The organism is Morganella morganii H1r (assembly GCF_000633515.1).
Lineage (GTDB): Bacteria > Pseudomonadota > Gammaproteobacteria > Enterobacterales > Enterobacteriaceae > Morganella > Morganella morganii_B.
The window spans coordinates 145,162-157,486 of record NZ_AYMP01000014.1 but is presented as its reverse complement, the minus strand read 5'-3'; the positions used below and the strand labels follow the sequence as shown (position 1 = coordinate 157,486).

The following is a 12,325-nucleotide window of genomic DNA, read 5'->3' as shown; positions in this document are numbered from 1 at the left end:
CCGGGATTTCAGTATTAGTGAAATTAATAGCTTTAATGGGTCATTAATGTAGCTAATAACACGCGGAGAAATGCACTCAGATCCACTCCCAGACCAGACGTACCGGTGTGCCGAGACATTCGCTCACACGGCGGATAATTTCGTCACGCCCGTTATCCATGCAGACAATAAAGCTGTTGTTATAACGGACGGTCAGCCCGTAACACGCAAAACCACCGGTTTCATCATAGTCCATATCCGGAATCACGACCGGCTCACCGCAGCAGGGGGTATTGCGCGGTGTCAGCGCCGCAGAAATACGCGCCTGTCCGGTGACCGCAAAAATCGCATTCATCTGCGCGCCCCACCAGACGCCGGAAACCTGCCTGCGGCAGGCAGGACACAGCGGATAGCGGAAATTTTCACTGCCGGACCAGAACATCACGTCCGGATCCGCCTGATGCATAATATCGTCAGCCGCCATCCATTCACTCAGATACTGCTCCGCAGCCTGTTGCTGCTCAGCATCCGGGATATAACTCAGGGTCTCAGGAATAAAATGAAGTAAATGCTCGCTCATCATAGCCTCTCACAGTACGGCAAAAAAAGCGGCACCCGAAGAGGCACCGCTGATAATATACACCTGTTACGCCTGTGTTTGCTGACTATTCTGATACATATGCACATCAAGCTGCGGGAACGGAATGCCGATATTATGTTTATCCAGTGCACGCTTAAAGTTTTCCAGCAGATCCCAGTTTACATCCGTGAAATCACCGTTCTTCGTCCAGTAACGGACGATAAAATTCAGAGAGGATGGCGCCATTTCATTGAGGCGCACCACGATACCTTTCTCTTTCTGCACACGCGGGTCAGCCGCGACGATCTCTGTCAGAATCTCTTTGACCTGATCAATATCCGCGTTGTACGCCACACCGACAATAATGTCACGGCGGCGATTCGGTTCACGGGTCACGTTAATAATATCGCCGGCAATGACTTTACCGTTCGGAATGACAATGATTTTATCATCGGCACTGCGCAGTGTGGTGGAGAAAATCTGTACATTCTGAACCGTCCCTTCTGACGCCCCGATAACCACATATTCCCCGGCGCGGATAGGGCGGAAAATGACCAGCAGTACCCCTGCCGCGAGATTAGAAAGTGAACCCTGCAATGCCAAACCAACGGCCAGACCTGCCGCACCCAGTACCGCGATAACAGATGCCGTCTGTACGCCGAGACGCCCCAGTACCGCAATCAGTGTAAAGGCAATAACCGCGTAGCGAACCATGGCGGACAGAAAATCAGACACGGTGACATCCACACCGCGCATCGACAGCAGGCGGGAAACCGCTTTAGCGGCCATTTTCGCCACAAACAGACCGATAATCAGGGTCAGCACGGCAGCCACAATATTCACCGCATATTCCAGCAGTAATGCCTGATTGTTTGCCAGCCAGCCGGTCGCCTGATTCAGGCCGTCCGTCAGGATTTGTTCATTCATTCATCCACCTCATAAGTTATCGGAAATAAAGAAAACAATATTGTTGCAATAACCGACCGATTATCGCCTCAGGTAAAGAACTACTGGTTTATATTACCGTAACAAATAAAAATTTCAGAATAAAAATTCTCAGCCCTGCCCGCCGGTCACAATAAATTTACGATAATTTTCCAGTAAAATCATAAAGTCAGCTGTTCCGCAGAAGGCAATGCTTTCATTATCGTAATAACTCATGCCTTCGTCCGGCTCATCCGTTTCAAAGGTAATCTGATTCGCGTTAATCATGATTTCCTCATCATCCATCAGCAAAGTGTATTCATGCCCCACACGCTGCCACTGCTGTTCCCGCCCTTTAATACTGTCAAATGCCGCAGTTATCTCATCAATTACCGAGAGATCCCCTTTCACTTCTTCATTCAGCCAGTGACCGATTGCTTCGTGATCCATTGACAGCTTAACTATCACGTTCCCGTCGATCCCGAGGGAAAATTCATAATCCATCGCTGTATACCTCTTGTTAATGCTTTACCGCTGTCACGTATGCAACACCTGCTCTTATTTTAGCGGGTTATCCCTTTTCCGGGTACATTGATACCGTAATTAACCGGATAACAGGTATAAAAAAACGGGAGACAGTGGTTGCTGTCTCCCGCCGGTGATAAAACTGCGGACTGATTCAGATACTGACTATCACACCTGAGTCTGGAAAATCACGCCATCCGCAACTTTGGTATACTCGTTCAGCTGGTCAAAGTTGAGGTAACGGTAGGTATCTTCTGCCGTCTCATCCACTTTATCCATAAAGGTCTGATACTCCGCCGGTGTCGGTAAACGCCCCAGCAGGGAAGCCACCGCCGCCAGTTCCGCCGAGGCCAGGTACACATCAGCACCGGTACCCAGACGGTTCGGGAAGTTACGGGTGGAAGTGGACACGACGGTTGAGTTATCCGCCACACGCGCCTGGTTACCCATGCACAGTGAACAGCCCGGGATCTCAACACGGGCACCGCTCTTACCGAAGATGCTGTAATAGCCCTCTTCTGTCAGTTGCGCAGCATCCATCTTGGTCGGCGGAGCCACCCACAGGCGGGTCGGCAACTGGCCTTTATGACTGTCCAGCAGTTTACCCGCCGCGCGGAAGTGCCCGATGTTGGTCATGCAGGAGCCGATAAACACTTCATCAATTTTACTGCCTGCCACGTCAGACAGCAGACGTGCATCATCCGGGTCATTCGGCGCACAGAGAATCGGCTCTTTGATCTCATTGAGGTCGATTTCGATCACAGCCGCATAGTCTGCATCCGCATCACCTTCCAGCAGTTGCGGATCCGCCAGCCATTTTTCCATGTTCTGAATACGGCGCTCAATGGTACGTCGATCACCGTAACCTTCCGCAATCATCCACTTCAGCAGGACAATGTTGGAATTGAGGTATTCGGTGATCGGTTCTTTATCCAGCTTAATGGTACAACCCGCCGCAGAACGCTCGGCAGAGGCATCCGCCAGCTCAAACGCCTGTTCCACTTTCAGTGTCGGCAGCCCTTCAATCTCCAGGATACGGCCGGAGAAAATATTTTTCTTCCCTTTTTTCTCCACCGTCAGCAGACCCTGCTGAATGGCATAATACGGGATGGCATGCACCAGATCACGCAGCGTGATCCCCGGCTGCATTTTTCCTTTAAAACGCACCAGTACCGATTCCGGCATATCCAGCGGCATCACGCCGGTCGCCGCCGCAAAGGCAACCAGACCGGAACCGGCCGGGAAGGAAATTCCGATAGGGAAACGGGTGTGTGAGTCACCACCGGTACCGACAGTATCCGGCAACAGCATGCGGTTCAGCCAGGAGTGGATGATACCGTCCCCCGGACGCAGCGACACACCACCACGGTTCATAATGAAATCAGGCAGGGTGTGGTGAGTATTCACATCCACCGGTTTCGGATAAGCGGCTGTGTGGCAGAAAGACTGCATTACCAGATCCGCAGAAAAACCAAGACAGGCCAGGTCTTTCAGTTCATCACGGGTCATCGGCCCGGTGGTATCCTGAGAACCGACAGAGGTCATCTTCGGCTCGCAGTATTCACCCGGACGGATCCCCGCCACGCCGCAGGCACGGCCGACCATCTTCTGAGCCAGCGAGAAACCACGGCTGCTTTTCTCAACCGGTTTCGCCTGACGGAAAATATCCGTATGCGGCAGGCCGAGAGACTCGCGTGCTTTTGCGGTCAGGCCGCGGCCGATAATCAGCGGGATACGGCCACCGGCGCGGACTTCATCCAGCAGCACATCGGTTTTCAGTTCAAATGTTGCCAGCAGTTCATTGGTGTCATGGTTGCGGATCTCACCTTTATACGGGTAAACATCAATCACATCCCCCATATTCAGGTTACTGACATCCACTTCCACCGGCAGCGCACCCGCGTCTTCCATTGTGTTGAAGAAAATCGGGGCAATTTTGCCGCCCAGCACGATACCGCCGCCGCGCTTGTTCGGCACATACGGGATATCATCCCCCATAAACCACAGCACGGAGTTGGTCGCGGATTTACGGGAGGAGCCGGTACCGACCACATCACCGACATAGGCCAGCGGGAACCCTTTTTTGCTGAGCAGATCAATCTGATTAACCGGACCGATATTACCCGGCTCATCCGGATCAATACCGTCGCGCGGGTTTTTCAGCATCGCGAGTGCATGCAGCGGGATGTCCGGACGCGACCAGGCATCCGGCGCCGGTGACAGATCATCGGTATTAGTTTCACCGGAAACTTTAAAGACAGTGACGGTCAGTTTTTCCGCCAGTTGCGGGCGCTCCAGAAACCAGTCTGCATCAGCCCAGGACTGAATAATTTTCTGTGCATAGGCATTACCGGCTTTCGCCTTTTCTTCCACATCATAGAAATTATCAAACATCAGTAAGGTATGAGAGAGGGCTTTGGCGGCGACCGGAGCCAGTTTTTCGTTATCGAGGGATTCAATCAGGGCATGAATATTATAACCACCCTGCATGGTGCCGAGTAATTCAACGGCTTTTTCAGCGGTGATCAGCGGTGAATGTGCGTCACCTTTTGCCAGCGCGGCCAGAAAACCGGCTTTCACATACGCGGCTTCATCAACACCCGGCGGGACACGGTTGGTAATCAGATCAACAAGAAACGCTTCTTCGCCTGTCGGCGGAGATTTCAGTAATTCGACTAACTCAGCAACCTGAGCGGCTTCCAATGGCTTAGGGGCGATCCCTTGTGCTGCACGTTCGGCAACGTGCCTGCGGTAATTTTCCAGCACGACGTACTCCTTGCTTTGTGTTTTTTATGAGTGCCCGGCAACGGGGTTTCAGCATATCAAAATTTAAACACATTGTTAATTCATTCACATTAAAGCAACATAAACAATTTGTGAGCTGAATAACATTAGTGAATTAAACTTGCTGCTTACCCGTTTCACCAGTGTTATGCCGTTTTAAACAGGAATCTGCACGATTATTGATTAGGCCGGGAATGCAAAAAACGGTCATTTGCGCAGTTCTGCTGTTCCGGGAACGGCGGTCAGCACGCTGAAATTATTAATATCTGAATAATACCGGTTTGTCTATGAATACACAGGCGGGTACTGATGGCAGGGAATAAAAAAATCCGGCGCCAGAGGCAGCCGGATTTTTATTTTCAGCCGGGTAACAGCACGGTTACCGGGTCAGCTGATTACTTTTTCTTTTTCGCTTTCGGATTCGGAAGGTCAGTGATGCTGCCTTCGTAAATCTCAGCCGCCATACCGATTGATTCGTACAGCGTCGGGTGAGCGTGAATGGTCAGTGCCAGATCTTCCGCATCACAACCCATTTCGATAGCCAGGCCGATTTCGCCTAACAGCTCGCCGCCGTTAGTACCGACAATCGCACCACCGATAACACGGTGAGATTCTTTGTCGAAAATCAGTTTGGTCATACCTTCAGCGCAGTCAGACGCGATTGCACGGCCGGAAGCTGCCCACGGGAAGGTTGCTGTTTCGTAGCTGATACCCTTCTCTTTCGCTTCTTTCTCGGTCAGACCAACCCATGCCACTTCCGGTTCGGTATAGGCAATAGATGGGATCACTTTCGGATCGAAATAGTGTTTCAGACCGGAGATAACTTCGGCTGCCACGTGACCTTCGTGAACACCTTTGTGCGCCAGCATCGGCTGACCGACGATATCGCCGATAGCAAAGATGTGCGGCACGTTGGTGCGCATTTGTTTGTCAACGTGGATGAAACCGCGATCATCAACTTCAACACCGGCTTTATCAGCCGCCAGCAGTTTACCGTTAGGCGTACGGCCGATAGCCACCAGAACCGCGTCATAACGCTGTGGTTCTGCAGGACCTTTCTTGCCTTCCATTGTGACATAGATACCGTCTTCTTTGGCTTCAACGGCGGTCACTTTGGTTTCCAGCATCAGGTTAAATTTCGTGCTGATACGTTTGGTGAACAGTTTAACGATGTCTTTGTCTGCCGCAGGAATGACCTGGTCAAACATTTCAACAACATCAATCTCTGAACCCAGCGCGTGGTATACGGTACCCATTTCCAGACCGATAATACCACCACCCATGACCAGCAGACGGCCCGGGACGGTTTTCAGCTGCAGTGCATCCGTTGAATCCCAGACACGCGGATCTTCGTGCGGGATAAACGGCAGCTGGATCGGGCGTGAGCCCGCTGCAATAATCGCGTTGTCAAACGTGATGGTGGTTTTACCCTTCTCACCGTTGACTTCGATAGTATTCGCGCCGGTGAACTGACCGAGGCCATTCACAACAGTCACTTTACGGCCTTTCGCCATACCGGCCAGACCGCCGGTTAACTGAGAAATGACTTTCTCTTTCCACAGACGGACTTTATCGATATCGGTCTGCGGTTCGCCGAACACGATGCCGTGAGAAGCCAGCGCTTTCGCTTCTTCGATCACTTTAGCAACATGCAGTAATGCTTTTGACGGGATACAACCCACGTTCAGGCAGACACCGCCCAGGGTTGAATAACGTTCAATCAGGACAGTTTCCAGACCTAAGTCAGCACAGCGGAAAGCCGCTGAATACCCTGCCGGGCCCGCACCAAGTACAACGACCTGGGCTTTAATTTCAGTACTCATCGTGACCTCTTAATTGTTTGTCCGGCGGGTCAGACGACATATATTCCACCGGGACGTACACACTGAGAGCAGTTTACAAAATTGTTAACAACCTGGAAAGGCGCAGTTCTGTGACCTGACTCCCGTTATCCGGGATGAGCACGTTTCAGCCTGCGCCACTGAGACCGGCTCTGCACCGGTCTCAGTGTAATTGCTTACATCGCCAGGCGGCGTAAATCGCTCATGTACTGATTAATCAGCGTGATGAAGCGGGCGCCGTCAGCACCATCGATCACACGGTGATCGAAGGAAAGTGACATTGGCAGAATGAGACGCGGAACAAACTGTTTGCCGTCCCATACCGGTTTCATGGATGAACGTGACAGACCCATGATAGCCACTTCCGGTGCGTTAACAATCGGTGCGAAACCGGTTGTCCCGATACCGCCGAGGCTGGAGATAGTGAAGCACCCGCCCTGCATATCAGAAGACGTCAGCTTACCGTTACGGGCTTTCTTGGAGATTTCAGCCAGTTCGTAAGACAGTTCCAGAATACCTTTTTTGTTCACGTCTTTAATGACAGGAACAACCAGGCCGTTCGGGGTGTCTACCGCGATACCGATATTGACATATTTTTTCAGAATCAGACGCTGTGCATCTTCGGTGATAGAGCTGTTGAAACGCGGCATGTCGACCAGCGCTTTGGCAGCGGCTTTCATCACAAAGACCAGCGGAGTGATTTTCACGCCCAGCTGTTTCTTCTCAGCTTCTTTGTTCTGCTGTTTGCGGAATTCTTCAACATCAGTGATGTCCGCTTCGTCCATCAGCGTAACGTGCGGGATCATTACCCAGTTACGGCTCAGGTTAGCGCCGGACAGTTTCTGAATACGGCTCAGTTCAACTTCTTCCACTTCACCGAACTTGCTGAAGTCCACTTTCGGCCATGGCAGCATGCCAGGTAAACCGCCGCCTGCTGCAGCCGGAGCCGCTTCAGCGCGTTTCACCGCATCTTTCACATAAGCCTGAACGTCTTCGCGCAGGATACGGCCTTTACGGCCTGTCCCTTTGACTTTCGCCAGGTTCACACCGAATTCACGGGCCAGACGGCGGATAACCGGGCTTGCGTGAACGTAAGCGTCGTTCTCAACGAAGTCATTACCCGCAGCAGGTGCCGCTGCCGGTGCAGACGCCGGAGCTGCTGCCGCTGGTGCGGCTGCTGCAGGCTGTGCTGCCGGAGCAGGTGCTGCGCCCGCCACTTCGAATACCATGATCAGAGAGCCGGTTTTGACTTTATCGCCAACGGCTACTTTGATTTCTTTGACTTTACCGGCCATCGGAGACGGTACTTCCATTGAGGCTTTATCGCCTTCAACGGTGATCAGAGACTGTTCTTCAGTCACGGTATCGCCGACGCTGACCATGATTTCAGTCACGTCAACTTCATCACCGCCGATATCCGGTACATGGATTTCTTTGTCTGCTGCCACGGCAGGTGCCGCTGCTGCAGGAGCCGGAGCGGCTGCGGCAGGCTGTGCCGCCGGTGCTGCGCCCGCAACTTCAAAGACCATGATCAGGGAACCGGTGCTGACTTTATCGCCGACAGCCACTTTGATCTCTTTAACCACGCCCGCCATCGGAGACGGAACTTCCATTGACGCTTTGTCGCCTTCAACGGTGATCAGAGACTGTTCTTCAGTCACGGTATCGCCGACGCTGACCATGATTTCAGTTACGTCAACTTCGTCACCGCCGATATCCGGTACATGAACTTCCTGCAGTGCGGATGCAGCCGCCGCCGGAGCAGCAGGTGCGGCAGCCGGAGCAGGAGCCGCTGCTGCGGCCTCTGCTTCAAATACCATGATGAAAGAGCCGGTGCTGACTTTATCGCCCACAGCCACTTTAATTTCTTTAACAACCCCTGCCTGCGGAGACGGAACTTCCATCGACGCCTTGTCACCTTCAACGGTGATGAGTGATTGTTCTGCTTCTACTTTATCGCCGACACTGACCAGAATTTCAGTTACATCAACTTCATCTGAACCGATATCGGGCACATGGATTTCAATAGACATTAATTTTTACCTCTTATGCCACACGCGGGTTAACTTTTTCAGGGTTGATGCTGAATTTCTTAATGGCTTCTTCAACCACTTTCACGTCAACTTCACCACGTTTAGCCAGCTCACCCAGAGCAGCAACAACAACATAACCGGCATCGATTTCGAAGTGATGACGCAGGTTATCACGGCTGTCTGAACGGCCGTAACCGTCAGTACCCAGTACGCGGTACTGGTCAGCAGGAACATAACCGCGAACCTGTTCTGCGAACAGTTTCATCCAGTCAGTGGACGCCACCGCAGGTGCATCGTTCATCACCTGAGTGATGTAAGGCACACGCGGGGTTTCTGACGGATGCAGCATGTTCCAGCGGTCACAATCCTGACCTTCACGTGCCAGTTCGGTGAACGAGGTTACGCTGTAAATATCAGAGCTGATACCGTACTCAGAAGACAGAATCTGACCTGCTTCACGCACGTGACGCAGAATCGCACCTGAACCCAGTAACTGTACCTTGCCTTTATCACCGGTCAGGGTTTCGAGCTTGTAGATACCTTTACGGATACCTTCCTCAACACCTTCCGGCATTGCAGGCATGTGGTAGTTTTCGTTCAGTGTGGTGATGTAGTAGTAAATGTTTTCCTGTGCTTCACCATACATACGCTCCAGACCATCCTGCATGATAACCGCAACTTCGTACGCGAATGACGGGTCATAAGACAGGCAGTTAGGGATAGTCAGAGACTGAATGTGGCTGTGGCCGTCTTCGTGCTGCAGACCTTCACCGTTCAGGGTGGTACGGCCTGAAGTACCGCCGATCAGGAAGCCGCGTGCCTGCTGGTCGCCTGCCATCCACATCAGGTCACCGATACGCTGGAAACCGAACATAGAGTAGTAGATGTAGAACGGAATCATCGGAACGTTGTTGGTGCTGTAAGAGGTCGCAGCAGCCAGCCAGGATGCGCCTGCACCCAGTTCGTTGATACCTTCCTGCAGGATCTGACCTTTCACATCTTCACGGTAGTAAGCAACCTGCTCACGGTCCTGCGGCGTATACTGCTGGCCTTTGGAGTTGTAGATACCGATCTGACGGAACAGACCTTCCATACCGAATGTACGCGCTTCATCCGCAATGATTGGCACGATGCGTTCTTTGATGGATTTGTTTTTCAGCATCACGTTCAGGGCACGCACAAACGCGATAGTGGTGGAAATTTCTTTGTTCTGCTCTTCCAGTAACTGGCTGAAATCGCTCAGAGCAGGAATATCCAATTTCTCATCGAAATGAGAACGGCGTGAAGGAACCGGACCATGCAGTGCCGCACGGCGTTCCATCATGTATTTCTGCTCTTCTGAATTTTCGTCAAACTTGATGTACGGCAGTTTTTCCAGCTGATCATCAGGCACATCGATGTTGAAACGATCACGGAGATGGCGCACGCCTTCCATGTTCATTTTCTTAACCTGGTGAGCGATGTTTTTACCTTCAGCGGTATCACCCATACCATAACCTTTAACGGTCTGGGCCAGGATCAGTGTTGGTTTGCCTTTGGTGTCATGCGCTTTTTTCAGTGCAGCGAACATTTTCTTCGGATCGTGACCACCGCGGTTCAGTGCGAAGATCTGCTCATCAGTCCAGTCTTTGACTAATGCAGCGGTTTCCGGATAGCGGTTGAAGAAGTGTTCACGGACGTAAGCACCGTCTTTGGATTTGAATGTCTGATAGTCGCCGTCAACGGTTTCGTTCATCAGCTGGATCAGTTTACCGCTGGTATCTTTCTTCAGCAGTTCATCCCAGCGGCCGCCCCACATGACTTTGATTACCTGCCAGCCCGCACCGGCGAACATACCTTCCATTTCGTTAACGATTTTACCGTTACCGTTGACAGGGCCGTCAAGGCGCTGCAGGTTACAGTTGATAACGAAGATCAGGTTGTCCAGGCTTTCGCGGACAGCGATATTGATTGCACCTTTAGATTCCGGCTCATCCATCTCGCCATCACCGAGGAAGGCATAAACGGTTTGCTCAGAAGTGTCTTTCAGACCACGATGTTCCAGATATTTCAGGAATTTAGCCTGATAGATAGCCGCCAGCGGCCCCAGACCCATAGAAACGGTCGGGAACTGCCAGAAGTTTGGCATCAGTTTAGGGTGCGGGTAAGAAGGCAGACCTTTGCCGCCGATTTCCTGACGGAAATTGTTCAGCTGCTCTTCAGTCAGACGACCTTCCATAAATGCGCGTGCGTAGTAGCCCGGGCTTAAGTGGCCCTGGAAATAAATAACGTCGCCGCCGTCTTTTTCGTTCTGCGCACGGAAGAAGTGGTTGAAGCACACTTCATACATGGTTGCCGCAGACTGGTAAGATGCCATGTGACCGCCCAGATCCAGATCTTTCTTGGATGCGCGCAGAACCATCATGACGGCGTTCCAGCGGATAGCAGAACGGATACGACGTTCCAGCTCCAGGTTGCCCGGGTAGGCCGGTTCATCCTCAACAGGAATGGTGTTGATGTAGTTACGGGCCGCAGCACCTGCTGCAACATTCACACCACCCTGACGGGCAGTATTCAGAACCTGATCAATCAGGAACTGTGCACGCTCAACACCTTCTTCACGGATGACCGATTCGATCGCCTGTAGCCAGTCGCGGGTTTCGATCGGATCCACGTCATTGTTCAAAATGTCTGACATGGTGTATTCCTTATAGTTTATCTGTTTCTAATGATATTCCGAGCCTATCTTCACGTATCCTGCCTTAATGTTGGCGGGCGACGTGAAGATAGGCCCGGCTATATATTGCCGCTGATGCATAGGTCAGCTTACAGACGCAGCATTCAGGGATCTGTAAGCCCCAAAACCATTACTGATTTATTCTGTATACTGCTGGAGACGGCGCAGTGAACGTTCCCGGCGGGTATGTTCACGGCTCATATCCAGCAATACGTCCTCCAGGAATGCCAGGTGACGGTGGGATGCTTCCCGCGCGGCCTCCGGCGACCGGCTCATAATGGCCCGGAATACCTGTTCCCGGTGCTCGCTGACCATCGCCAGCATCTCTTTTCGGGTATATAAAAATTCAAAGTTCTGCCGGATATTTTTTTCCAGCATCGGCACCATACAGCGCAGTAAATGTAACAGCACCACATTATGTGCGGCTTCTGTGACAATCAGCTGATATTGCAGTACAGCCTGAGATTCGGCTTCCACATCCCCGGCGTCGCGGGCATCGGCAATGGCCTGATGGCTGTTGGTGATACGGACAAAATCCGCTTCGGTTCCCCGCAGTGCGGCATAATAGGCAGCAATACCCTCGAGGGCATGACGGGTTTCCAGCAGATCAAACTGAGATTCGGGATGCCCTTCCAGCAGCTGGGCAAGCGGGTCACTGAAGCTTTGCCAGAGATTGCTCTGTACAAATGTGCCGCCACCTTGTCTGCGCAGCAGAAAGCCTTTCGCTTCAAGTTTTTGAATTGCTTCGCGCAGTGAGGGACGTGAGACGTCGAACTGTTTGGCCAGCTCGCGTTCAGGCGGCAGCTTCTCCCCCGGGCTCAGAGTGCCGTCGAGGATTAAGTGCTCCAGCCGCTGCTCGATCACGTCGGCTAATTTTGGTTGGCGGATTTTGCTGTAAGCCATATTTGTATCAGAACCATCAACATGGATAAATATTGCTTCA

General features: G+C 52.0%; 8 protein-coding genes. All 8 read right to left on the bottom strand.

Annotation, left to right across the window (positions count from 1 at the left end):
• Positions 1-76: 76 nt before the first annotated feature.
• Positions 77-562 carry a hypothetical protein gene (locus U868_RS0107725; protein WP_025152802.1) on the bottom strand — a complete coding sequence of 162 codons (486 nt, stop codon included), beginning with the start codon at positions 560-562 and terminating at the stop codon, positions 77-79.
• 63 nt (positions 563-625) lie between these two features.
• A complete protein-coding gene (mscS, locus tag U868_RS0107720) occupies positions 626-1,486 on the bottom strand; it encodes a small-conductance mechanosensitive channel MscS (protein ID WP_025152801.1) in 861 nt (286 codons plus the stop codon).
• 129 nt (positions 1,487-1,615) lie between these two features.
• Positions 1,616-1,987, bottom strand: a complete 372-nt coding sequence (locus U868_RS0107715; protein ID WP_025152800.1) for a YacL family protein — start codon at positions 1,985-1,987, stop codon at positions 1,616-1,618.
• Positions 1,988-2,176: 189 nt separating this feature from the next.
• Positions 2,177-4,774 carry a bifunctional aconitate hydratase 2/2-methylisocitrate dehydratase gene (gene acnB / locus U868_RS0107710; RefSeq protein WP_025152799.1) on the bottom strand — a complete coding sequence of 866 codons (2,598 nt, stop codon included), beginning with the start codon at positions 4,772-4,774 and terminating at the stop codon, positions 2,177-2,179.
• 413 nt (positions 4,775-5,187) lie between these two features.
• Positions 5,188-6,615 (bottom strand): dihydrolipoyl dehydrogenase, encoded by a 1,428-nt coding sequence (lpdA, locus tag U868_RS0107705; protein WP_025152798.1) that lies wholly within the window; start codon positions 6,613-6,615, stop codon positions 5,188-5,190.
• A 194-nt stretch (positions 6,616-6,809) separates the two neighbouring features.
• On the bottom strand, positions 6,810-8,666 hold the full coding sequence (aceF, locus tag U868_RS0107700; protein ID WP_025152797.1) for a pyruvate dehydrogenase complex dihydrolipoyllysine-residue acetyltransferase: 1,857 nt from the start codon (positions 8,664-8,666) through the stop codon (positions 6,810-6,812).
• 13 nt (positions 8,667-8,679) lie between these two features.
• Positions 8,680-11,343, bottom strand: coding sequence for a pyruvate dehydrogenase (acetyl-transferring), homodimeric type (gene aceE / locus U868_RS0107695; protein ID WP_025152796.1), 2,664 nt, complete (start codon positions 11,341-11,343; stop codon positions 8,680-8,682).
• Between the two features lie 177 nt (positions 11,344-11,520).
• A complete protein-coding gene (pdhR, locus tag U868_RS0107690) occupies positions 11,521-12,285 on the bottom strand; it encodes a pyruvate dehydrogenase complex transcriptional repressor PdhR (RefSeq protein WP_025152795.1) in 765 nt (254 codons plus the stop codon).
• Between the last annotated feature and the right edge of the window lie 40 nt (positions 12,286-12,325).

What these genes read in the sequence shown, in the direction of transcription:
- aceE (WP_025152796.1), bottom strand. Translation starts at nt 11,343, where the DNA reads ATGTCAGACATTTTGAACAATGACGTGGATCCGATCGAAACCCGCGAC.
- U868_RS0107725 (WP_025152802.1), bottom strand. Translation starts at nt 562, where the DNA reads ATGATGAGCGAGCATTTACTTCATTTTATTCCTGAGACCCTGAGTTAT.
- aceF (WP_025152797.1), bottom strand. Translation starts at nt 8,666, where the DNA reads ATGTCTATTGAAATCCATGTGCCCGATATCGGTTCAGATGAAGTTGAT.
- U868_RS0107715 (WP_025152800.1), bottom strand. Translation starts at nt 1,987, where the DNA reads ATGGATTATGAATTTTCCCTCGGGATCGACGGGAACGTGATAGTTAAG.
- lpdA (WP_025152798.1), bottom strand. Translation starts at nt 6,615, where the DNA reads ATGAGTACTGAAATTAAAGCCCAGGTCGTTGTACTTGGTGCGGGCCCG.
- mscS (WP_025152801.1), bottom strand. Translation starts at nt 1,486, where the DNA reads ATGAATGAACAAATCCTGACGGACGGCCTGAATCAGGCGACCGGCTGG.
- pdhR (WP_025152795.1), bottom strand. Translation starts at nt 12,285, where the DNA reads ATGGCTTACAGCAAAATCCGCCAACCAAAATTAGCCGACGTGATCGAG.